This is a genomic window from Nocardioides salarius, assembly GCF_016907435.1.
GTDB classification, from domain to species: Bacteria; Actinomycetota; Actinomycetes; order Propionibacteriales; family Nocardioidaceae; genus Nocardioides; species Nocardioides salarius.
This window is the reverse complement of the sequence record NZ_JAFBBZ010000001.1, coordinates 2,459,035-2,481,187: the sequence shown is the minus strand read 5'-3', so window position 1 is coordinate 2,481,187 and position 22,153 is coordinate 2,459,035. Positions and strand designations below refer to the sequence as shown.

The 22,153-nt window shown below is 70.1% G+C and carries 18 protein-coding genes; 10 read left to right on the top strand and 8 right to left on the bottom strand.

Annotated elements, in window-relative coordinates; all coding sequences use genetic code 11:
• Position 1: 1 nt before the first annotated feature.
• Both JOE61_RS11870 and JOE61_RS11865 read right to left on the bottom strand, forming a co-directional pair.
• On the bottom strand, positions 2-364 hold the full coding sequence (locus JOE61_RS11870; protein WP_193668397.1) for a hypothetical protein: 363 nt from the start codon (positions 362-364) through the stop codon (positions 2-4).
• Positions 361-1,257: a DODA-type extradiol aromatic ring-opening family dioxygenase gene (locus JOE61_RS11865; protein WP_193668398.1), complete on the bottom strand. Its 897-nt coding sequence runs from the start codon at positions 1,255-1,257 to the stop codon at positions 361-363. Before JOE61_RS11865 ends, JOE61_RS11870 begins: the two co-directional genes overlap by 4 nt.
• A 178-nt stretch (positions 1,258-1,435) precedes the next feature.
• Between JOE61_RS11865 and JOE61_RS11860 the strand changes: the two genes are divergently transcribed.
• A complete protein-coding gene (locus JOE61_RS11860) occupies positions 1,436-2,230 on the top strand; it encodes an IclR family transcriptional regulator domain-containing protein (protein ID WP_193668399.1) in 795 nt (264 codons plus the stop codon).
• Positions 2,231-2,255: 25 nt separating this feature from the next.
• On the opposite strand, the gene JOE61_RS11855 is transcribed toward JOE61_RS11860, so the two are convergent.
• Positions 2,256-3,740 carry an amidohydrolase family protein gene (locus tag JOE61_RS11855; RefSeq protein ID WP_193668400.1) on the bottom strand — a complete coding sequence of 495 codons (1,485 nt, stop codon included), beginning with the start codon at positions 3,738-3,740 and terminating at the stop codon, positions 2,256-2,258.
• A 176-nt stretch (positions 3,741-3,916) separates the two neighbouring features.
• Here JOE61_RS11855 and JOE61_RS11850 point away from each other — a divergent pair, with 176 nt between their 5' ends.
• From JOE61_RS11850 to JOE61_RS11835, 4 genes are read left to right on the top strand one after another with little or no spacing between them, the layout of a single operon-like run.
• Positions 3,917-5,131 carry a CaiB/BaiF CoA transferase family protein gene (locus JOE61_RS11850; protein WP_193668401.1) on the top strand — a complete coding sequence of 405 codons (1,215 nt, stop codon included), beginning with the start codon at positions 3,917-3,919 and terminating at the stop codon, positions 5,129-5,131.
• 9 nt (positions 5,132-5,140) lie between these two features.
• Positions 5,141-5,953, top strand: a complete 813-nt coding sequence (locus JOE61_RS11845; RefSeq protein ID WP_193668402.1) for a citryl-CoA lyase — start codon at positions 5,141-5,143, stop codon at positions 5,951-5,953.
• The gene (locus JOE61_RS11840) at positions 5,953-6,942 is read left to right on the top strand and encodes a quinone oxidoreductase family protein (RefSeq protein ID WP_193668403.1); all 990 of its coding nucleotides are present in this window, start codon (positions 5,953-5,955) and stop codon (positions 6,940-6,942) included. The genes JOE61_RS11845 and JOE61_RS11840 overlap by 1 nt, the downstream gene beginning before the upstream one ends.
• A 35-nt stretch (positions 6,943-6,977) precedes the next feature.
• Positions 6,978-7,742, top strand: a complete 765-nt coding sequence (locus tag JOE61_RS11835; RefSeq protein ID WP_193668404.1) for a Type 1 glutamine amidotransferase-like domain-containing protein — start codon at positions 6,978-6,980, stop codon at positions 7,740-7,742.
• A 686-nt stretch (positions 7,743-8,428) separates the two neighbouring features.
• Here JOE61_RS11835 and JOE61_RS11830 read toward each other — a convergent pair.
• A complete protein-coding gene (locus tag JOE61_RS11830; RefSeq protein ID WP_193668405.1) occupies positions 8,429-9,163 on the bottom strand; it encodes an MOSC domain-containing protein in 735 nt (244 codons plus the stop codon).
• 61 nt (positions 9,164-9,224) lie between these two features.
• Between JOE61_RS11830 and JOE61_RS11825 the strand changes: the two genes are divergently transcribed.
• On the top strand, positions 9,225-10,844 hold the full coding sequence (locus JOE61_RS11825) for an AMP-binding protein (protein ID WP_193668406.1): 1,620 nt from the start codon (positions 9,225-9,227) through the stop codon (positions 10,842-10,844).
• Positions 10,845-10,859: 15 nt separating this feature from the next.
• Here JOE61_RS11825 and JOE61_RS11820 read toward each other — a convergent pair whose 3' ends face one another.
• Genes JOE61_RS11820 through JOE61_RS11805 form a run of 4 tightly spaced genes read right to left on the bottom strand, consistent with a single transcriptional unit; the run spans position 10,860 to position 15,611 of the window.
• Positions 10,860-11,612: an ABC transporter ATP-binding protein gene (locus JOE61_RS11820; protein ID WP_204797226.1), complete on the bottom strand. Its 753-nt coding sequence runs from the start codon at positions 11,610-11,612 to the stop codon at positions 10,860-10,862.
• Positions 11,609-13,483 carry a branched-chain amino acid ABC transporter ATP-binding protein/permease gene (locus JOE61_RS11815; RefSeq protein ID WP_193668407.1) on the bottom strand — a complete coding sequence of 625 codons (1,875 nt, stop codon included), beginning with the start codon at positions 13,481-13,483 and terminating at the stop codon, positions 11,609-11,611. The genes JOE61_RS11820 and JOE61_RS11815 overlap by 4 nt, the downstream gene beginning before the upstream one ends.
• The gene (locus tag JOE61_RS11810; protein ID WP_193668408.1) at positions 13,480-14,364 is read right to left on the bottom strand and encodes a branched-chain amino acid ABC transporter permease; all 885 of its coding nucleotides are present in this window, start codon (positions 14,362-14,364) and stop codon (positions 13,480-13,482) included. Before JOE61_RS11810 ends, JOE61_RS11815 begins: the two co-directional genes overlap by 4 nt.
• A complete protein-coding gene (locus tag JOE61_RS11805; protein WP_193668409.1) occupies positions 14,364-15,611 on the bottom strand; it encodes an amino acid ABC transporter substrate-binding protein in 1,248 nt (415 codons plus the stop codon). The genes JOE61_RS11810 and JOE61_RS11805 overlap by 1 nt, the downstream gene beginning before the upstream one ends.
• A gap of 179 nt (positions 15,612-15,790) precedes the next feature.
• Between JOE61_RS11805 and JOE61_RS11800 the strand changes: the two genes are divergently transcribed.
• From JOE61_RS11800 to JOE61_RS11785, 4 genes are all read left to right on the top strand, one after another.
• Positions 15,791-17,347 carry a phytoene desaturase family protein gene (locus JOE61_RS11800; RefSeq protein ID WP_193668410.1) on the top strand — a complete coding sequence of 519 codons (1,557 nt, stop codon included), beginning with the start codon at positions 15,791-15,793 and terminating at the stop codon, positions 17,345-17,347.
• A gap of 147 nt (positions 17,348-17,494) precedes the next feature.
• Positions 17,495-19,192: an SIR2 family protein gene (locus JOE61_RS11795; protein WP_193668411.1), complete on the top strand. Its 1,698-nt coding sequence runs from the start codon at positions 17,495-17,497 to the stop codon at positions 19,190-19,192.
• On the top strand, positions 19,189-19,746 hold the full coding sequence (locus tag JOE61_RS11790) for a hypothetical protein (protein ID WP_307822966.1): 558 nt from the start codon (positions 19,189-19,191) through the stop codon (positions 19,744-19,746). The genes JOE61_RS11795 and JOE61_RS11790 overlap by 4 nt, the downstream gene beginning before the upstream one ends.
• Entirely contained in the window at positions 19,655-22,135 is a 2,481-nt protein-coding gene (locus JOE61_RS11785) for an AAA family ATPase (RefSeq protein WP_307822965.1), read from the top strand. Before JOE61_RS11790 ends, JOE61_RS11785 begins: the two co-directional genes overlap by 92 nt.
• The last annotated feature ends 18 nt before the right edge of the window (positions 22,136-22,153 follow it).

Sequence of the window (22,153 nt, the reverse complement as noted above, 5' to 3'; positions counted from 1 at the left end):
GTCAGGTGCTGATGTCGGGGTAGGGCATCGAGACGTGCGAGAGCCGGGCCGCGTAGTCGAGCTGCATGCCGAGCGGCTCGTCGAAGTCGCGCTCGAACATCGCGATCCACAGCGTCAGCGTGAGGAACGGGTGCGCCCCCATCTCGAAGAGCCGCACGTGGTCGTGGGTGGCCAGCGCGTCGCGCTCCTCGTCGGTGAAGCGCAGCCAGGTGCTCTTCTCGGCGTCGATGCAGCTGAGGATCCGGTTGGCCTCCTCGGCCTCCCACCAGGCCACGGTGCCGGCCGGGTCCTCGCGGTAGCGCTCGGTCAGCGCGGCGTCGCGGTCGATGGTGAAGAGGAACTTGTCGACCAGGTACTTGCTCACAGCAGGGACCCCCTCGAGGTCAGCGGCGGGCCGTCCAGCAGGTCCGGCTCGGGATACCAGGTGAAGTAGGCCTCCATGGTGTGGAACAGGCTGAGGTTGTCGGCGTAGTCGGCGCGGGCGTGGCCCGCGATGCCCATCATCAGCATGAAGTCCATGAAGCCGTGGGTGGCGTTGCCCGGCTCGTGCAGGCTGTCGAGGCTGACCCCGGCCAGGCAGCCGTCGATGTCGCCCTGCGCGATCCACTCGACGGCCTTGGCGTCGAACTCGGGGTCCGGTCCGGTCGGGCCGAACTGGCGCGGCCCGCCCAGCTCGAGCGAGAGGTGACCGGTGCCGATGACCGCGACCCGCAGGTGGCTGGGCCAGGCCTCGATGACCTCGCGGATGGTGCGGCCCAGCTGCACGAAGCGCTCGGGACGGGGCAGGGGCGGGGCGAAGATGTTGGTGTAGATCGGCACGATCGGCAGGTCGTTCTGCGGACGCACGGTGAAGATCGGGCAGGTGATGGAGTGGTCGACGCGCAGCTCGTTGGAGAAGGCCAGGTCGAAGCCCCGGTCGATCCCCTCGCGCAGCATGTAGGCCGAGAGCTCCTCGTCACCGCGCAGCAGCAGCTTGGGCATCCCGAACTCGCGGACCTCGTTCTCCCAGTTGCCGTCGTAGAACGGCGCCTTGCCCACCAGGAACTGCGGCATGTTGTCGAGCCACAGCTGGTGGAAGTGGTCGGAGCCGACCATCACCAGCACGTCGGGCCGCGCCCGCGTCAGGGTCTCGCGGTAGGCCTCCACCCGGCGTACCCACTCGGCCGCGAAGGGCGGCGCCTCCTGCGGCGCCAGCTGGCTGGTGCGGTAGTAGAACGGGTGGTGGGTCGTGGCCAGGATGGCCACCAGCTTCGCCATCTCAGGCGCTCCTCTCGGCCGGCGTCCGCCGGGATCGTGTGGATCGTGTGGATCGTGTGGATCGAGTCGTACAGGTGTCCGCATGACGGTGCGGAAGGGCCGATCCTGGCCTCCTGAGCGTCCGCTGTGCGAACATCATCGGCACAGAGCTCGGGACACCAAGCACAGGAGGACGGTCGTGGCAGGTCGTGGCAGTGGACCGGACTTCGTCGAGGCCCTGGCCCGCGGGCTCGACGTGCTCAGCTGCTTCGACGCGCGGCACCGCGAGCTGACGCTCGCCGAGGTCGCCGCGGCCACCGACCTGACCCGCCCCACGGCCCGACGCCTGCTGCTCACGCTCGAGGAGCTCGGCTACGTGCGCGCCGGCGCGGGCCGCTTCGCGCTGACCCCCCGGGTGCTGCGCCTGGGCTCGGCCTACGCCAGCTCCCTGGGCCTGTGGGAGATGGCGCGACCGCACCTCGAGGCGCTGGTCGCGCGCACCGGGGAGTCGTCGTCCATGTCGCAGCTCGACGGCAGCGACATCGTCTACGTGGCCCGCGTGGCGGTGCCCAAGATCATCGCCCTGCGCGTCGACATCGGCACCCGCTTCCCGGCGGTCCACGCCTCGCAGGGCAAGGTGCTGCTCGCCGCCCTCGACGACGACCAGCGCGCCCGCGCACTGGCCGAGCCGACCCGCTCGGGCCTGCCCGAGCCGGCGTACGACGCCGCCGCCCTCGCCGACGAGCTGCGCACCGTCCGGGCGCGGGGCTGGGCGCTGGCCGACGAGGAGCTGGCCCGCGGGGTGCGCTCGGTGGCGGTGCCGGTGCGCGACGGCGAGGGGGTGGTGCGCGCGGCCATGAACGTCACCGTGCACGCCGCCGAGACCAGTCTCGAGACGCTCACCGACGAGCACCTGCCGAGGCTGCTGCACACCGCCAGCCAGGTGGCCGCCGACTGGGCGCTGTGGCAGGCCCGCCCCCAGGTCGGGGGCTAGGCGCGCGCGGAGGTCCATCGCCGGCTCAGCGGGTGTGCGTGGAGGAGTCGGCGTACTCGGTGTAGGTGTAGGGGTTGTCGAGGACCTTGGACTCGGGGATCTCGGGGTTCATCCCGGCGGCCCACTCCTCCTCCCCCAGGCTGGAGCGCAGGTGCTCGACGGTCTCCTCGATGACCCGGCGGGCCTTGCCCAGGTCGGCGCCGACCAGCTTGTGCTCGTGCTTGACCACGCGCCCGTCGACCAGCACGGTGTGCACGTCGCCGCGCTGGGCCTGCAGCACCACGTGCCCGAAGGGGTTGAGGATCGGGAACATCACCGGCGAGTCGTCGTTCTTGACCAGCACCACGTCGGCCTTCTTGCCCACCTCGAGGCTGCCGACCACGCTCTCCATGCCCAGCGCCCTGGCACCGCCGCGGGTGGCCCACTCGACGACGTCGGCGGCGCGGACCGCCAGGTGGGTCACGGTCTGGTTGGCCGACTGCGCCTCGTGGTGCTCGCGGGTGTGGTCACTGCCCAGGGTGGAGCGCATCGCGGAGAAGATGTCGGCGCTCTGCCACACGCTGGTGTCCATCGACAGCGAGATCGGGATGCCGTGGCGGCGCAGCGCCCAGCTCGACGGGTAGCCCTGCCCGCAGGTCGACTCGCTCTCCGAGGCCACCGAGGCCGTGCCGCCGGTGGCGGCGATGCGCTGGTAGGAGTCGTCGCTGAGGCTGGCGGCGTGGACGTAGACGGTCTCGGGGGTCATGAACCCGTGCTCGTGCATCAGCCGGATGCCGTCGTCGTTGGTCGCCCCCCACACGCCGGCGTGGGTGGTGACCGGGGCGCCGAGCTCGCGGGCGACCTCGAAGGCCGCCTTCTCGGGGAACGCCGGGTCGCCGGTGACGTCGAAGGCCATCTGGAAGCCGAGCATGTCGCTGCGGGTCATCCGCCGCTCGACGAAGTCGCGGAACTGCGGCGAGGCCGACCACTCCCACGGCCCGGCCTGGATGTTGCCGTAGGCGAAGACGAAGCGGCCCGGGACCTCCTCGAGCGCGTCGACGGCGGCGTCGGCGTGGTCGACGGTGTGCAGGTTGTGCGACCAGTCGACGCTGGTGGTGACGCCGGCCTCGAGCGCCTCGAGCCCGCTGAGCAGGTTTCCGGCGTAGACGTCCTGGGGGCGGAACTTGCGACCGTGCTCGAGATAGTTCCACACGAAGTACTGCGTCAGGGTCCAGTCGGCGCCGTAGCCGCGCACGGCGGTCTGCCACATGTGGCGGTGCGTGTCGATCATGCCCGGCATCACGATGCCGCCGGAGGCGTCGATCTCGACGGTGCCCTCGGGCACGGGCAGGGCGTGGCCGATCGCCTCGATCCGCTGCCCGACGACCAGCACGTCGGCTCCCTCGAGCACGGTGCGCTGCGGGTCCATGGTCAGCACCGTGCCGCCGCGCAGCACCACCGCGGGCGCCGCCGCGAGGTCGGCCTCGGAGAGGTGCGTGGACGGGCGGGCGGACGGGGTGGCTGACGTCATCTCGGGTGACCTCCGTGCTGGGTGCGGACATCTGTCCGTTGTGCCGCCAGCGTGGAGTAACGTGGGTCACGTGTCAACCCCCTCCGGGTACCTGGTCGCCACCCCTTGACACCAGCGCGACCGTCAGGACAGATTGGCGGACACATGTCCGCTAGACGGCAAACTCAGGAGCCACCGTGACGACCACCCGCACCGACACCCCGGGCGAGACGCCCCCGACGGGCCCGCTGGCCGGGCTCCTGGTCGCCGACTTCTCGCGGGTCCTGGCCGGTCCGTACGCGACCATGCTGCTCGCCGACCTGGGCGCCGAGGTGGTGAAGGTCGAGAGCCCGGCCGGCGACGACACCCGCCACTGGGTGCCGCCGCGGCGCGGCGACGTCGGCACCTACTACCTGGGCGTCAACCGCAACAAGCGCTCGATCGTGCTGGACCTCAAGGACGACGACGACCTGTCGGTGGCCCAGGAGCTCTCCCGCCGCGCCGACGTCTTCATCCACAACTTCAAGCCCGGCGGGCTCGACCGGTTCGCCCTGGGCTACGACGACGTCGCGGCGCGCAACCCCGCCAGCGTCTACTGCTCGATCAGCGGCTTCGGCTCCGCCGGCGGCGCCTCGCTGCCCGGCTACGACCTGCTGGTGCAGGGCATGTCGGGTCTGATGAGCCTGACCGGCAGCCCGGAGGGCGAGCCGTACCGCGCCGGCATCTCGGTCTTCGACGTGATGACGGGGCTGCACTCGGTGATCGGCATCCTCGCGGCGCTGCGCCACCGCGAGAGCACCGGCGAGGGCCAGCACGTCGAGACCAACCTGCTCTCGACCGCGATGTCCTCGCTGGTCAACCAGACCTCGGCGTACGTCGCCGGGGGCGTGGTGCCGCACCGGATGGGCAACTCCCACCTGAGCCTGTTCCCCTACGAGCCGCTGGCCACCGGTGACGGCGACCTGATCGTGGTCGCCGGCAACGACGGGCAGTTCCGGCGCCTGGTCGAGGCCATCGGCGCCCCCGAGCTGGCCGACGACGAGCGCTTCGCCAGTGTCGGCGACCGCAACGAGCGGCGCGAGGAGCTGCGCCCGCTGCTGCTCGAGCGCCTGGCCACCCGCTCGGCCCAGGAGTGGTTCGCGCTGCTGTCGGAGGCCGGCATCCCCTGCGGGCCCATCAACGACGTGCAGGGCGGCGTCGAGCTGGCCGAGTCGCTGGGCCTGGAGCCGGTGGCGATGGCCGGCGACGTGCCGACGGTGCGCAACCCGATCCGCTTCAGCGCCAGCCCGGCGCGCTACGACCTGCCCCCGCCGGGGCTCGACGAGCACGGCGAGGAGGTCCGCGCCTGGCTCGGCTTCGGACCCCACCCCCACCAGACCCCGCCGGCCGACCCGCCGGTCCCCTCGGCCTGAGGAGCTGACGTGAGCGACCCGACCCTCCCCTCCTTCCCCACCTCGCTGGGCACCTCCGAGGGCACCACCATCACGCTGATGGGCCAGGACCTGGCCACCGAGCTGATGGGCGAGGTCTCCTTCGGCGAGCTGGCCTACCGCCTGCTGACGCTGGAGGTGCCCACCCCGCAGCAGTCCCGGCTCTTCGAGGCCGTGCTCATCGGCCTGGCCGACCACGGCTTCACCCCGACCGCGATCGCGGCCCGGCTGACCTGGCTCAGCGCCCCCGACTCGATCCAGGGCGCGCTGGCCGCCGGCCTGCTCGGCGGGGGCTCCCGCTTCCTGGGCGTCACCGAGGACACCGGCCGCTTCCTCGGCGAGGTGCTGGCCGGGCTCGAGGAGCACCCCACCGACGAGGCCGGCTGGGACGCGGTCGCCGAGGCCGCCGTACGCCGCCGCAAGGAGGCCGGCCGCTTCGTGCCGGGCCTGGGCCACCCCGTGCACAAGGACGGCGACCCGCGCACCCCGCGGCTGGTGCAGATCGCCCGCGAGGAGGACCTCTACGGCCCGCACCTGGCGCTCTTCGAGGCGGTCGGGCGCACCCACGAGACCGTCCTGGGCCGGCGGCTGCCGCTCAACGGCGCCGGCGTCAGCGGCGCGGCCCTGGCCGACCTGGGCATCCCCCAGGAGCTGCTGCGCGGCACCGTGCTCCTGGCGCGGTGCGCGGGCCTGCTGGGCCACATCGCCGAGGAGATCCGCCGCCCGATCGCCAACGACATCTACATGAGCGTCGACCGCAACGCGGTCTACGTCGACCCCACCGAGACCGCACCGGAGGCCTGATGCGCGCCGCGCAGCTGCACACCTGCGGGGAGCCCCCGCACGTCGTCGACGCCGAGGCGCCCACCCGGGCGCCCGGCCAGGCGCTGGTGGCGGTCGGCGCCGCGCCGATCACCCCGCTCGACCTGCTCTGCGCGAGCGGCACGTCGTACTTCGGGCGGCCGGACACGCCCTACGTGCCGGGCGTGCAGGGCGTCGGCGTGGTGCGGGAGTCCGACACGCTGGCGGCGGGCACGCGGGTGTGGTTCCCGACCACCGCGGGCATGGCGCCCGGCGACGGCGCGATGGCCGAGCTCGCGGTGGCCGCCGACGACGAGCTGGTGCCGGTCGGCGACGCGGTCGACGACGTGCACCTGGCCGCGCTGGGCCTCTCGGCCATCGCCGCCTGGACCGCCCTGCTGCTGCGCGGCGGCCTGCGCGCCGGCGAGCGGGTGCTGGTGCTCGGCGCCAGTGGCGTGGTCGGCCAGGTCGCGCTGCAGGCCGCGCGGCTGCACGGGGCCGGGGCGGTCTTCGGGGCCGCGATGGAGGAGGGCGCCGACGACCGCGCCCGCGAGCTGGGCGCCGACGGGTTCGTGCGGCTGCGCCGCGACGACGACGCGGACGACCTGACCGGGCGGATGCGGGAGGTGGTCGGCGAGGTCGACCTCGTCCTCGACCCGCTGTGCGGGGTGCCGGCGAGCGCCGCCCTGGCCTGCCTGGCCCCGCACGGGCGCCTGGTCAACCTCGGCAGCAGCGCCGGCGCCAGCGCCACCTTCTCCTCCGCCCACCTGCGCAGCGGCAGCCGCTCGGTGCTGGGCTACACCAACAACGACCTGACCCCCGAGCAGCGCCGCGAGGCGCTGGCCCAGATCGAGGAGCACGCCGCGGCCGGCCGCCTCGCGGTGCCCTTCGAGGCCTTCGCCCTCGACGAGGCGGCGACTGCCTGGGCCCGCCAGGCCGCGGGCGAGGTCCGCGGCCGCGCCGTGCTCGTGCCCGGCGCACCGAGGGGCTGAGCCGTACCCGGCGCCGGTCGGGGAGAGTGGGCCCCATGACCCAGCAGACGATCCTGACGATGGGCGGGGGCGGCTTCTCGATGGCCGACGACCCCGCCGTCGCGACCCCCCTCGACGACTTCCTGCTCTCGCTGGTCGAGCGCCCGCGCGGCGCCGGCGGGCTGCCGCGGGTCTGCTTCGTGCCGACCGCGAGCGGCGACGCGGCGTCGTACGTCGACGGGTTCACGACCGCCTTCGCCGGGCGCGCCGAGACCAGCGTGCTGCCGCTCTTCTCCTACGACCAGATCCCCGGCGGCGACCTGAGGGCGCACGTGCTGGCCCAGGACGTCGTCTACGTCGGCGGCGGCTCCACCGCCAACCTGCTGGCGCTGTGGCGTCTGCACGGCCTCGACGAGGTGCTGCGCGAGGCGGCGGCCGCCGGCACGGTGCTCGCCGGCATCAGTGCCGGCATGAACTGCTGGTACGACGGCTCGGTCACCGACTCCTACGGCCCCCTCGCCGCCCTGCCCGACGGCCTGGGGCTGCTGCCCGGCAGCGCCTGCCCGCACTACGACGGCGAGGCCGAGCGCCGCCCCACCTACCTCGACCTCGTCGGCACCGGCGCCCTGCCCGCCGGCTACGCCGCCGACGACGGCTGCGCCCTGCTGTGGCGCGACGGCGAGCTCGTCGAGGCGGTCTCGGAGCGCGAGGGCGCCGGCGCCTACCGGGTGCACCGCGCGGGCGACGCCCTCGACACCGGCGACGCCGTGGAGTCCCTCGAGGTCGCCGAGAGCCCCCTCGAGGTCCGCCTCCTCCCCTGACCCCACCGCTGCGCGAGCAGCGAGGAGCCCCAGCGAGCCACCGCTGGTCGAGCAGGGAGGAGCGCCAGCGACGAGCGACGCCGAGACCCAGTGAGGACCGCGGCCGCCGTACGCCATGGAGTCGCCGGGTTTCGAGACGGTTGCTGCGCAACCTCCTCAACCAACGGCTCCGTTGGTCGAGCAGGGAGGAGCGCCAGCGACGAGCGACGCCGAGACCCCGTGAGCTGCCCACTCGTCGTACGCCATGGAGTCACCGGGTTTCGAGACGGTTGCTGCGCAACCTCCTCAACCAACGGCTCCGCTGGTCGAGCAGGGAGGAGCCCCAGCGACGAGCGACGCCGAGACCCCGCAAGCACCACGCCCGCCGTACGTCGCCGGACCGGGCCGACAGCAGAGTGGTCACTCCCGACAGTTCGTGCCCACCCGGCGGTGTCGTTCGTGACCACTGCACCGCCCGCGACCGCTCGCCGTACGCCATGGAGTCGCCGGGTTTCGAGACGGTTGCTGCGCAACCTCCTCAACCAACGTCGGCAACCACCGTTGGTCGAGCAGGGAGGAGCGCCAGCGACGAGGGACGCCGAGACCCCGTGAGCTGCCCACTCGTCGTACGCCATGGGCTCACCGGGTTTCGGCGACGCTCGAGCCTTCGGCCCTCGCTGCTCAACCAACGGCGGAGCCTTCGCTGCTCAACCAGCGGTGGGGAGGACCACCACGGGGTCGCCGGGGTGGGCGAGGCCGGGGCGGACGACGTGGCCGTCGACGCCGAGGGTGGGGGTGCCGCGCAGCGCGGTGAGGGCGGCGAGGACGCCGGGGCCGCGGGTGCCGGTGGCGGGGTCGAGGTCGAGCACCGCGCAGCGCGGCGTACGGGACGCGACCCGCACGACGGCGGAGCCGACGGCCACGTCACGACCCACCCAGCCGTCCTCGACGAACGCGCCACCGGCCTCGACCACGAGGTTGGCGCGCACGCGCGCGGGGTCGAGGTCGCCGAGCGCGGCGACCGACTCCGCGCCCACCAGGCTGACCGAGCCGCCGTAGACGACCCCGCCGACCGGCGCCCGCGCCAACCGCACCGACACTCCGAGGTGGACGGAGGCGGCCTCGGCGAAGGGCCCGTCGACCAGCTCGAGCGCCACCTCGCGGCCCCAGTAGTCACAGGTGACCGACTCCCCCGGGAACGACGCAGGAGCACGCAGAGGAGCACGACCCGGCACCTGCAGAGCCAGGTCGTCACCGACCTCGTCGAGCACCATCCCCACCAGCCCCGGGTGCGCCACGGTGCGCAGCACCCGCCGCGCGGCGACGTCGACGAAGCACCAGCGCCGGTCGCCGACCACGCCGTCCGCGGCGAGCACCAGGCGCTCGCGCGCGAGGTGGCGCGTGCCCTTCGCGGCGGCGTACCCGACCCTGCTCACCCTCACCCGGGCGAGCCTGCCAGACCCCGGGCTCGTCCAGACCAGTGCGGACTGGTGAGGTACGCATGTGACCCAGGACTCCTACGCCGCCGGCCCCACCGAGCCGGCCCTCCCGGACACCACCATCGGCGCCGACCTGTCGCGCACCGTCGCCGCCCACCCCGACCGCGAGGCGCTCGTCGAGGTCGCCAGCGGACGCCGCTGGACCTGGCGCGAGCTCGAGGACGACGTCGACCGGGTCGCCAAGGGCCTGATGGCCGCCGGCATCGCGGTCGGCGACCGGGTCGGGATCTGGGCGCCGAACTGCGCCGAGTGGACCCTGGTGCAGTACGCCGCCGCCCGCACCGGCGCCGTGCTGGTCAACGTCAACCCGGCCTACCGCACCCACGAGCTGTCCTACGCGATCAACCAGAGCGGGCTGTCGCTGATGGTGGCCGCGACGTCGTTCAAGTCCAGCGACTACACCGCGATGCTGCGCGAGGTCGCGCCGCAGTGCCCCGACCTGCGCCGAGTGGTGCACATCGGCACCGACGACTGGGACGCCCTGGTCGCCGGCGGCGCCGACATCACCGACGAGGCGCTGCGCGAGCGCGCGACCTCGCTGCACCCCGACGACCCGATCAACATCCAGTACACCTCGGGCACCACCGGCTACCCCAAGGGCGCGACGCTGACCCACCGCAACATCCTGGGCAACGGCTTCATGACCACCGAGCTGATCGGCCTGGGCCCCGACGACCGGCTGTGCATCCCGGTGCCCTTCTACCACTGCTTCGGCATGGTGATGGCCAACCTGGGCTGCACCTCCCACGGCACCACGATGGTGATCCCGGCGCCCGGCTTCGACCCCGAGACGACGCTGCGCACGATCGCCGAGGAGCGCTGCACCGGCGTCTACGGCGTGCCGACGATGTTCATCGCGATGCAGTCGCACCCCACCTTCGCCGAGCACGACCTGTCGTCGCTGCGCACCGGCATCATGGCCGGCTCGGTCTGCCCGGTCGAGGTGATGAAGCGCTGCGTCGACGACATGCACATGAGCGAGGTGGCCATCGCCTACGGCATGACCGAGACCTCGCCGGTCAGCTGCCAGACCCGCGTCGACGACGACCTCGAGCGGCGTACGGCGACCATCGGGCGGGTGCACCCGCACCTGGAGATCAAGGTGGTCGACCCGGTCAGCGGCGAGACCCTGCCCCGGGGCACCGCCGGGGAGTACTGCACCCGCGGCTACTCCGTGATGCGCGGCTACTGGGACGACGCCGACCGCACCGCCGAGGCGATCGACGCCGACGGCTGGATGCACACCGGCGACCTCGCGGTGATGCGCGAGGACGGCTACTGCACGATCGTGGGCCGCATCAAGGACATGGTGATCCGGGGCGGGGAGAACATCTACCCCCGCGAGATCGAGGAGTTCCTGCACACCCACCCCGACGTCGAGGACGTGCAGGTGATCGGGGTGCCCGACGAGCGCTACGGCGAGGAGCTCTGCGCGTGGCTGAAGCTGCGCGAGGGCGCCGAGCCCCTCGACGCCGCCGCTGTGCGCGCCTTCTGCGAGGGCCGCCTCGCGCACTTCAAGATCCCCCGCTACGTGCTGGTCGTCGAGGAGTTCCCGATGACGGTGACGGGCAAGATCCGCAAGGTCGAGATGCGCGAGGAGACCACGCGCCTGCTCGAGCTGTGAGCCCCGCGCCTGGCCTCAGCCGCTCGACGCCGCCGGCGGGGTGGGGCGCACCGAGCCGCCGAAGTACATCGCGGCGATCTCGGGGTCGTCGATGATCGAGGCGGCGGGGCGCTGGGTGACCACGCGCCCGCTCTCCATCACGATGCCGTCGGTGGCCATCCGCATCCCGAAGCGCACGTTCTGCTCCACGATCAGGATGGTCTTGCCGCTCTCCTTGAGCGTCATCACCGACTCGTAGAGCACCTGCAGCGCCTTGGGGTCCAGGCCCAGCGACGGCTCGTCGAGCAGCAGCAGCACCGGGTCGAGCATCAGCGACCGGGCGAACTCGACCATCCGGCGCTGGCCGCCGGAGAGGTTGCCGGCGTTCTCGGCGGCCCGGTCGGCCACGATCGGGAACAGCTCGGCGACCTGGTCGTAGCGACGCTTCACCAGGGCGCGGTCGCGGCGGATGATGTAGGCGCCCAGCATCACGTTCTCGCGCACGCTCATGTTGGGGAACAGCGCGTTCGACTGCGGCACCTGGGAGACGCCCCGCTCGAGGATCTCGGCGGCCGAGCACTGGTGGGTGGGCTGGTCGCCCAGGTGGATCTCGCCCAGCCGGGGGCGCAGCAGGCCGCTGACGGTCTTGAGCACCGTCGACTTGCCGGCGCCGTTGGGGCCCACGATGCAGGCCACCGACCCCTTCTCGACGGTGATGTCGACGCCCTGCAGCACGTCGCCGCCGCCGTAGCCGGCCACGACGCCGGAGATGTGGAGCATGGTGCTCATGAGCTCGCCGCCTTGTCCTCCAGCACGAAGTCGTCGCCCAGGTAGGCGTCGATCACGGCCGGGTCGTTACGGATCTGGTCGGGGGTGCCCGAGGCGATGGCCCGGCCCCGGGCCAGCACGTGCACGGGATCGCACAGGTTGAGCACGAACTGCATGTTGTGCTCGACGATGAGGAAGGTCTTGCCGTAGGAGTTGAGCTCCTCGATCATCTCCCCCATCCGCTCGATCAGCACCGGGTTGATGCCGCCGGCGGGCTCGTCGAGCAGGATCAGCTGCGGGTCGAGCATCAGGATCTGGGCGAGCTCGACCAGCTTCTGCTGGCCGTAGGACAGCGCGTGCGCCCGCTGGTCGCGGAAGGCGCGCATGCCGACGTACTCGAGCAGCTCCTCGGCCGCGCGCGCCTCGGCGCCGCTGACCGCGATCTTGCCGAGCTGGCCCAGCGAGAAGGAGCGCTGCGCGGCCACGACGTTCTCGAGCACCGTCATCTCCCCGAAGAGCCGGGTGATCTGGAAGGTGCGTCCCAGGCCCTGGTGGGCCCGCTTCCACGACGGCAGCGTCTCGATGCGCTTGCCACCCAGCAGGATCTCGCCGGAGTCGGCGCGGATGGTGTCGTCGATGAGGTTGAAGAGCGTCGTCTTGCCCGACCCGTTAGGCCCGATCAGCCCGGTGATGGAGCCCTCGGGCACGGTGAAGGTCGCGCCGTCGACGGCCCTGACCCCGCCGAAGCTCTTGCGCAGGTCGCGCACCTCGAGCAGCGCCCGGTCGGGGATCTCGGAGCGATCGACCAGCTGCACGCGGTCGGTGAGCGAGGCCAGGCTGCCGCCGCTGCCGATCCGGGCGCCGACCAGGCCGGCCTTGCCCGACGTACGCCGCCGCGAGAGCAGCGCCTCGAGCGAGGGCAGCAGGCCCTTGGGCAGGAAGATCACGACCAGGACCAGCAGCCCGCCGAAGAGGAAGAGCCGGGTGTTGCCGCCGCCGAGGTTGTTGTTGGCGTACTCGTTCATCAGCTCGATCAGGAACGCGCCGAGCACCGGGCCCCACAGGGTGGCCTTGCCGCCGATGAGCAGCGAGAGCACGATCTGCACGCTGAGCAGGATCGAGAACATGCCGCGCGGGTCGATGAAGGTCAGGTAGTAGCCGTAGGCGGCGCCGGCCATGCCGACGAAGACGGCGCTGGCCACGAAGGCGATGATCTTCTCGACCGGCAGGTTGATGCCGATCGTGGCCGCCTTGGTCTCGTCCTCGCGGATCGCGATCAGGCCCATCCCGAGCTTGGTGCGCCGGATCCACCAGGTCATCAGCAGCTGCATCGCCAGCACCGCGACCAGCACGTAGTAGAAGGGCCAGTTGATGATGTCGCGGTCCCACGAGGGCAGCGGCAGCGACAGGCCCGCGGTGCCGCCGGTGACCGAGACCCAGTTGACCGCGATCACCTGGACCAGGAAGAGGAACGCCACGGTGATGATCACGAACGCCGGCCCGCTCGAGCGCAGCGAGACCAGCCCGAGCAGCAGCGCGACCAGGGCCGCGACCAGGCCGGCGACGGGCAGCCACCACCAGGGGCTCACCGACTCGAACCGGCCGGCCAGCACCCCGATGGTGTAGCCGCCCAGCCCGATGAAGGCGCCCTGGCCCAGCGAGACGTACCCGGCGAAGCCGGTGATGATGTTGAGCCCGCTCGCCCCGATCGCGAAGACCAGCGAGAGGATGATCATGTTCTGGTAGTAGATGTCGTCGCTGAGGATCGGGAAGATCAGCAGCAGCAGCGCGGCGACGGCGGCGACGCCGCGACCGATCCACAGGGTCGAGGGCGTACGCCGGGCCGCGGGCGCAGCCTCGGCGGGCTCGGTGGTGGTGGCGGGGGCACTCATGCCATCACCGTGTCCTCTCTCAGGCGGGTGCCCAGCAGGCCCTGCGGGCGGATCAGCAGCACGGCGAAGACGATGGCGTAGGGCACGGCCGTGGCCCACGACGGCGAGACGTACGCCGAGGTCAGGGTCTCGGCGACGCCGAACATCAGCGCGCCCAGCACCGCCCCGTTGAGGCTGCCCATGCCGCCCAGCACGACGATCGCCAGCAGCCGGGCGATCCACTGGTAGTGCGAGCCGGGCACGAACGGGTAGAGCACCCCGGTGATCGCCCCGCCCGCGCCCGCGGCGGCGATGCCGAGGGCGAAGACGAGGGCGGCCACCGAGCTGACCTTGATGCCGACCAGGGCGGCCGACGAGGGGTTGATCGCCGCCGCGCGGATCGCCCGGCCCAGCCAGGTGCGGTTCAGGATCACCCACAGGGCCAGCAGCACGACGATCGCGAGGATGCCGCCGTACAGCTGGGCCTTGGGGATGAAGAGCGAGCCGACCGTGAAGGACTCGTCGGTGTACGACGGTCGCAGCGACGTCGAGTTGTTCCCCCAGATCTCCCCCATCGCACCCTCGAGCACCAGGGCCAGGCCGAAGGTCAGCAGGACCGTCGACGACATCGGTGCGGTGCGGATGGGCTTCACCAGCAGGTGGTAGGTCACCCAGCCGAGCCCGAAGATGACCGGGGTGGTGATGAGCACCCCGAGCAGCGGGTCGATGCCGAGCGAGCTCCACAGCGTGTAGGTGATGAAGGAGGCCAGGACCAGGAAGGCGCCATGGGCGATGTTGATCACCTTCATGACTCCGAAGATCAGGGTCAACCCGCTGGCTGCCAGGGCGTAGACCCCGCCCAGCAGCAGCCCGAGGAGGAGGTTCTGGAGGAGCTGGGTCATCAGCCGGCGCCGCCTGGCTTCCAGCCGAGCTCGATGTCGGAGGTCGCGGCGTCGGGGGGCAGCACGATCTCGGGCTGGCCGTCCTGCCACTGGCCGATCAGGAACTCACCGGTCGGGCTGCCGTCCTCGTTCCACGACAGCGGGCCCAGGATGGTCTCGACCTCGTTCTCGCGCAGCCAGTCGGCCATCGCGTCCTGGTCCTCGACGTTGCCGATCGCCTCGACGGCGGCCTGCATCACCTGGGCGGCGGCGTAGCCGTCGGCGGCGTCCTCGGGGACCTCCTCGGAGCCGTACATCTCCTCGTACTTGGCCACGAACTCGGCGTTGCCGGGGGTGTCGGCGTTGGGCGAGTGGCTCACCGCGTAGAGGACGCCCTCGGTGTTGTCGGCGCCCACGCCGTCGGCGTACTGCGAGCCGAAGGAGGGGGCGTTGGTCTCGTAGAACATCTCGGGCGCGAAGTCGGCCTTGAGCATCGAGCGGGTCAGGCCGATGCCGTCCTCGAACTGTGCGCCGTGCACGACGAGGTCGGGGTCGGCGCTCTTCATGGCGTTGACGATGGTGTCGAAGTTCTTGGTGTCGATCGCGTAGGTCTCCTCGTAGACCGTCTCGATGCCGGCCTCCTCGAGGATCGCCTGGATGCCCGCGACGTTGGGCGCCGCGAACGGGTCGTCGAGGGTCGGGAACGCCGCGGTCTCGGGGCGCTCGCCCTCGGGCAGCGCGGCGACCCACTCGGCGAAGACCTTGCCCTGCTTGTCGGAGGTCGCCTGCTGGGCGAAGAAGAGGTACTCGTAGCCGCGGTTGAACATGTCGGGGGAGCCACCGGCCGGCTCGACGAAGAGCATCCGGTTCTTCTCCGCGACCGCGGAGGCCGGGAGGTTGAGCAGCGAGGAGAAGGTGCCCAGCAGCATGTCGACCTTGTCCTGGCTGATCAGGGCGTTGTAGTCGGAGACGATGGTGTTCTGGTTGGAGGCGTCGTCCTTGATGACCAGGTCGACGTCGCGGCCCAGCAGGCCGCCGCTCTCGTTCACCATCTCCTTCCAGACCTGGTAGCCCTGCTCGGCCGCCTGGCCGGGCTGGGAGAACTCGCCGGTCAGGGGCAGGGACGTGCCGATCATGATCGGGCCGTCCTCCGCGGAGCCGCTGCCACCGTCGTCGTCACCGCAGGCGGCCAGCCCGAGTGACCCGAGTGCCAGGACGCCGATCAGGGCCGCAGCCTTGCGGCTGCGGCGGTTCGAGACGTGGGACATGATTCCTCCTCGGTCACCCCGCAATCGATTGCGGTTACCTCAGTGTTGTGAGTGGCGCCACACCTTGTCAAGCATCACGGCCACAGGTCGGTCTGCCGCTCTGGACCGCTTGCGATGTGCGCGCCGCCCAGGTCACAAATGCGTTGCAATCGGTTGTGGCCCATGCCAGCCTCGTCACCATGTCCACCGACCTGCCGCAGCACGCCGAGGTGGTCGTCGTCGGCGCCGGCCACAACTCCCTGGTCTGCGCCGCCTACCTGGCGCGTGCCGGGCTGGAGGTCCTGGTCCTCGAGGCGGGGCCGGGCGTCGGCGGCAACACCCGCACCGAGGAGCTGACCCTCCCGGGCTTCGCGCACGACTCGTGCAGCAGCGCGCACGTGCTGATCCAGAACAACCCCCTGATCCGCGACGACGAGCTCGGACTGCTCGCCGATCACGGCCTGACCTATCTCACCACCGACCCGGCCGTCGTGCTGCCACAACCAGAAGGTCGGCCCCTGGTGGTGCACCCCGACCTCGACGCCACCTGCGCCGAGCTGGCCCGCTACTCCCCCGCCGACGCCGAGGCGTTCCGCGCGCTGGTCACCGAGTGGCGCTCGGGGCTGGGGGCCGCGCACGGGCGGTGGAGCTCGCACCTGCCCCAGCCCGACGACGAGACGACCCGCGCCTACCTGGCGCTGCGCGAGCGCTCGGCGTGGGAGGTGGTGCACGAGCGCTTCACGCACCCGGTGGTGCGCTCCTTCATGGTGTGGATGGCGATGGCCACCATCCAGGACCCGCGCCGCCCCGGCACCGGGGCGCTGCCCTCGTCGCTGGCCGCGGGGCGCATCGACTTCGGCTGGACCACCCCGGTCGGCGGCAGCCAGGCGCTGCCCGAGGCGCTGGTGCGGGTGCTCGAGCAGCACGGCGGGCGGGTGGTCTGCGACGCGCCGGTGGCGGCGGTCGAGGCCGACGCCGACGGCGTACGACGGGTGCGCACGGCCGACGGCCGCGCGGTGCGGGTGGGGCGGGCGCTGGTGGCCGGCGGCCACCTGGCGCAGCTGGCGGGGATGCTGGAGGGCGTCGAGGCGACCCCCGACCTGGTGGCGGCGCGCGAGGCGTGGCGCCCGGGGCTGAGCGTCTTCGCGGTGCACGCGGCGCTGCGCGCCGACCTGGCGTTCGGCCCCGAGCGGATCGCCAGCGCGGCAGCGGGCTACGGCACCAGCGAGGGCATGGCCCGTCACCTCGACAAGCACGCGCGCGGCGAGCTGGAGACCGACGACCCGTGGCTGCTGGTGGTCAACCAGACCGCGGTCGACCCGGGCCGCGCCCCGGGCGGCGGCACCTTCAAGATCCTCACCATCGCCCCGCACGACCTGGCCTCGGGCGAGGACTGGGCCGACGTCAAGGACGCCTACGGCGCCCGCCTGGTCGAGCTGGTGCGCCGGCGCTGCGCGGGCCTCGAGCCCGACGACATCCTCTCGATGCGCTGCGAGTCACCGCTCGACGTGGCCGCCCACAACCCGCAGAACATCGGCGGCTCCTGCCACGGCGGGGAGTTCTGGCTCGACGGCACCAGCGACGGCGAGATCGTGCCGGGCTGGCAGCGCTACGACACCGACCTGCCCGGCCTCTTCCTCACCGGCGCCACCGTGCACCCCGGCGGCTCGGTCTCCGGGCGGCCGGGCCGCAACGCGGCGCGGGCCGTGCTCGGGGCGCTGGCGATCGACGTCGGAAGCGTGATGGGTCCGAGCTGACGCGCCCCGGTGCGGGTAGCCCAGTTCGCCCAGATTGACGCAGGTTCCAACGCGTCCCAGGGCTCCGCAACTGACCGGGAAGTTCATCTACAGTCGCTTGATGCAGTTTGTGTCACGCGCGACTTCCCCACGTGGCAGCATGTCCAAGTGAACCCTCCCCCCGCCGACACGACTTCTGAGGTTCTCGCCGGGTTCGAGAGCCGGTTCACAGAATTTGCGGACGCATTCGCGACCGGTCAATACGTCCTGTGGTTGGGGTCGGGCATCTCGCGAGACCGGATGCCGCCGGTGCCAGACCTTGTACGGGCTGTGCTGGAGTTGCTCCGGTCGAAGATCGACCCTGCGGACCCCGACTGTCGGTTCCAGGCAGCGCTCAACAAGGTGCTGGCGCTTTCATCGCTCTCCCACGAAGCGAAAGCAGCGTTGGACCTGACGGTGCCGGTTGAAAAGTGGCCGGTCGAAGGCGACCTTGTGCGGTCGTTAGTCAACAACTACTCCCAGGTTCTGGGCGTTCGAGTCGCAAACGAAGAGCCTGACTACCTGATGTGGACGGGTTTGGACGTGCCGAATACGTACGGCAACCGTGACATCGAACCTGATGTGGAGCACCTCTGCATCGGGATCTTGATGCTCGAAGGTGTCGTAGACTCGGCAGTTACCTCAAACTGGGACGGTCTCGTCGAGAAGGCGGTCCACGAACTTTGCCCTGATGCCGACAAGGTGCTGAGAGTCGTGGTCGACTCTGAGGACTTCCGTAGACCGAGTGGCCGCAGCGAGCTGATCAAGTTCCACGGATGCGCCATCCGCGCAGTTGAAAATCAGACGAAGTACCGACCGATGCTGATCGCTCAGGAGAAGCAGATCTCCGGCTGGTCAGTGCAGCCGGCCAACGCGTACATGCGAAACAAGCTCCAGGCCTTGGTCGGTGAACGCAATACGCTGGTCATAGGTCTTTCGCTGCAGGACGCGAACATGCACACGATGTTCGCCGCATCCGCCCAGGATCTGGGGCGCCACTGGCCGGCCCAACCCCCAGCGCTAGTGCTGAGCGAGCAAAACCTGCAGCCGCGTCACGAGATGGCTTTGCAGTTCATCTACGGTGACGACTTCGATCACAACGAGGGCGACATCGTCTCTTCTGCCGTACTCGGCTCTTGGGCCAAGCCGACCCTCTTGGCGCTGGTGCTGTGGACTCTGACCGAGAAGCTGGCCGCGCTGACCGAACACGTCCCGACTCCCGGACTCTCGAAGGCCGACGTCACACGGCTGAAGGTTGACCTTCGGAGGGCGCGTACGACTCTCGGTTCGCTTGTAGGCGAGGAACCGAGCGGGTTTCTCCCCACCCTAATCAGTGCGGTCACCGCGACGATGTCGATGTTTCGTGAGGGTCGGGCCGCCAACGGCGATCGTACGTACATGCCGTTGACCGTCTCTCCGGTCGCGCGCGCAGCTCACAGCCCGGACTTCCCGGCAGCGTCACTCGGTCGATTCGCGATCGCGTTGTCGATGCTCAGCCGAGGGCATCACGCATCTGATTGGGCGGCGGCCCCCGAACCCATGGCTGGATCGTTCCGTGTGAAAACAGGTGCTGGCGACCAGGAGGTCTTTCTCGTCCGGGATACTCGCGAATCTCTGGAACTGGAGCTCTCGCACGATTTCGACGCCGCCGTGGTCGTGATCCACGCTGATCGTGAAGTGCCTCGGTCTACCCGTTCTCCGCGTTCCGCGTACGGCCGCAACGGCAGCACCGGGGTCGGACGATTCAGCATCGAAGAACTTCTCGATGATTCGGGCTCAGCCGACGATCTGTATGTAGCGTTCAAGATGGCGGGAGGGTTCAAATGACGGGCGTGGAGACTGTCCTGGAAGTTCTCGAGGGCGCAGACTTCCTCCGCCTAGCGAAGCCGTTGACGGTTGCAGGCGTTGAGTTCGAGTTCGAGGCCGCGGCCCGCGGCACCGGCGCATCCCACGACCTGGTGGTCGTGGCCTCCTCGTCGATGCCCGCCCGTCGACTGCTGCGTCTGGTGGGAGTGCTAGCCAGGACGCTGGACATGGCACAGTCACCGCGGCCCGTGACCGTCATCGTCTTGGGACCGATGGCGGCATCTGACAAGTCGGATCTCGAACGCAGCGCCCGAGTCCTGATTCTCGACACCGAAGACCCGACGGTCGAGCAGGTGGAGCGCGCTGCCGCTGTCCTGTTGCCGATCCGGCTGCCGTCGGTGATGGACACCGGAGGCGATCCACTGGGCGAGGTGATCACCGTGCTCGGGCCAGATGCGACGGCTGAGCACACGCGCTTTGTGGATGCAGCAGTCGGTGGGCCAGAGCGAGTCCGGACCGTCTTGCTTGACTATGTGGACACAGCGGTCTCCGAAGGCGAGGGCATCGATGACTGAATGGCCACTAACGAGTCTCGCTGTCAGCGACTTTCGCCGGATCGAGGGCACTCGGACAATCCCGTTGGATGCCCCTATCGTCCTTATCCACGGTCCCAACGGCACCGGAAAGACAAGCATCCTCTCCGCGCTCGAGATGGCGCTGACGGGACGCGTTGAGTCGATGGCTCGGCAAGACAACCGCTATACGGCTCATCTGCCGTTCACGGGCCAGGAATTTGCAACTGTCCAAGTGGATGTCGCCAGCGCGTTGCGTCCGTCTCTCATGGAGCGGATGACTGTGGGCGGAAGCCGAGTGGCCGGGGAGCCTGCCCTGAACCGTGACCTGGCGCGGTTCTTCAGTGAGCGCTGCTATCTCGACCAAGCGTCCCTCGGTCGGTTACTGGAGTTGTACCAGTTGCGCGACGGCAAGCAGGAGTCACTGCTCGCTCGATTCGTGAACGAACTCCTCGGACTCGAGCACCTAGACGCGTTGCGAAGCGGACTTCATGACGCGACGGACCTTCGGCTCTTGAAGAATCTCGCAACCAATCTGGCCGAGGCCGACAACACCGCGAAGCGCGCGAGTGTCGAACTCAAGCAAGCCTCGTCGACGCGGGAGAACGCTGGGCGGGAGTTCGAGCAAGCCACAGCCGCAGTTGCCCAACTACTGACGGCTGCAGGGATCGATGTTGCTGAAGCAGACGTCGACCAGTTGCTGGAGTTGGCGCAGGACGGTGCCGGTGTACCGGATCCTGTTCTCCCCCGTGCCCTAGACGTTGACCGTGAGCTCGCCGCGCTACGTGGACGCATCGAAGCTGTAGCTGAGAGACCGACAAGTCAACGGCTCTTCGACGCGAGAACCGTCTTAGACGAGACCGTCGCGGCGAACGCTACGTGGCGGGAGCGCAGACAGCCTTCCATTCTGCGGTGGGCCGACGCTGCTTCCTCGGCGGGCATTGATCTGTCGAATGGCTGGTCCGAAGGCCTTGCAGGCGAGCTGACTAAGGTCTCCTCGCTCCTCTCACGTCAAGACCAAGTGCGTCGCGAACAGACCGCGGCCGAGCAGCTCCTTGCGTCGCACGAACGCGACTTGGCGGGTACGACCGAGCAGTTGACTGCCGCACAGGTTGAAGCATCCACGCTTGTGGAGGGGCTGGCGACGCTTAGTGGAGTCATCACCGACAACACGTGCCCGGTGTGCGACCGCGACTTCGCCGAGCTCCGGATCGGGCACCTAAGCGACCACCTCGACACCAAACTCGCTCGCCTAGCTGAACAAGGCGCCGCTCTCACTACACTGCGCCGCCGACGCGACGAACTCGCTCAAGAGGTTGGCCAGCTCGTACAGGCTCGAAATCTAGTCGCAGCGCAAGTGCTCGACGCCGAGGGGCTTGGTGCCCTCGAGAGCCGGCGCTTGCTGCTGGAATCGTTCGGCCGGCAATTCGACGAGCTCGATCCGATCATTCGCGAAGGTGAATCGGTCAACGCCGCCGAGCGGGACGCTCGGCGCGTCGTCGAACAACTCGAGACCGCCGACCGCGAGTATGCGCACATCGACGCCGAATTGGCCCGCTTCGCTGCCGATCTCGATACAGCCGTGGGCCTCGAGGAGTCGGCCCTGCAGGCCTGCCGGCGCCTTTCCGAGCTGTCGGCCGCGGCGATCGAGGCACTACAAGTTCGCGAGGTAGCTCGCCGTAATCTTGCTGAAGGGGCGAGGCGGCTCAACGCGGCCAAACTCGAACACAAGCGCCTTACGACGCTGGTGGCCGAAATTCTCGAGCGAAAGTCGAAGTGGGAGTCGCGCGTGACGGAGGCGAAGCGGCGCCAACGGGTCGCGCGCGAGGTCCATGACGCAGCATCGGCGGCACGCACCACCATCGTCCAACGCGTTTTTACGGAGTCCCTCAACAACGTGTGGGCTGACCTGTTCATGCGTTTAGCTCCCAGTGAGGAGTTCATTCCCGCGTTCGGCATTCCGTCAGCCACAAAGACGACGCTTGAAGTTTCATTAGAGACGAGGCTGCGCAACGGTGAACTGGGAGGTCCGCCGCAGATGATGCTGTCGGCAGGCAACTTGAATACCGCCGCGCTCTCACTGTTCATCGCACTGCACCTCGCAGTCGAGCCGCGCATGCGGTGCCTTGTTTTCGACGATCCGGTTCAGGCGATGGATGAGGTCCATGTTGCACAATTCGCCGCACTGATCCGAACACTGGCCAAGCAACTCAAGCGTCAGGTCGTTATTGCAGTTCATGAACGAGAGCTGTTCGATTACCTCACCCTCGAGCTAAGCCCCGCGTACGCGGGCGACACTCTTATCACCGTCGAGTTAGGCGACCGCGCCAACGACGTAGACCGCGGAATTCGACGCCGCGAATATAGCGAGGATCGGGCGATTACTGGCTGAGCGCCCTTATGTCATGCG

Coding starts and splice junctions, on each gene's coding strand:
- JOE61_RS11865 (WP_193668398.1), bottom strand. CDS start 1,257: ATGGCGAAGCTGGTGGCCATCCTGGCCACGACCCACCACCCGTTCTAC.
- JOE61_RS11855 (WP_193668400.1), bottom strand. CDS start 3,740: ATGACGTCAGCCACCCCGTCCGCCCGCCCGTCCACGCACCTCTCCGAG.
- JOE61_RS11840 (WP_193668403.1), top strand. CDS start 5,953: ATGCGCGCCGCGCAGCTGCACACCTGCGGGGAGCCCCCGCACGTCGTC.
- JOE61_RS11835 (WP_193668404.1), top strand. CDS start 6,978: ATGACCCAGCAGACGATCCTGACGATGGGCGGGGGCGGCTTCTCGATG.
- JOE61_RS11820 (WP_204797226.1), bottom strand. CDS start 11,612: ATGAGCACCATGCTCCACATCTCCGGCGTCGTGGCCGGCTACGGCGGC.
- JOE61_RS11815 (WP_193668407.1), bottom strand. CDS start 13,483: ATGAGTGCCCCCGCCACCACCACCGAGCCCGCCGAGGCTGCGCCCGCG.
- JOE61_RS11810 (WP_193668408.1), bottom strand. CDS start 14,364: ATGACCCAGCTCCTCCAGAACCTCCTCCTCGGGCTGCTGCTGGGCGGG.
- JOE61_RS11805 (WP_193668409.1), bottom strand. CDS start 15,611: ATGTCCCACGTCTCGAACCGCCGCAGCCGCAAGGCTGCGGCCCTGATC.
- JOE61_RS11800 (WP_193668410.1), top strand. CDS start 15,791: ATGTCCACCGACCTGCCGCAGCACGCCGAGGTGGTCGTCGTCGGCGCC.
- JOE61_RS11790 (WP_307822966.1), top strand. CDS start 19,189: ATGACGGGCGTGGAGACTGTCCTGGAAGTTCTCGAGGGCGCAGACTTC.
- JOE61_RS11785 (WP_307822965.1), top strand. CDS start 19,655: ATGCAGCAGTCGGTGGGCCAGAGCGAGTCCGGACCGTCTTGCTTGACT.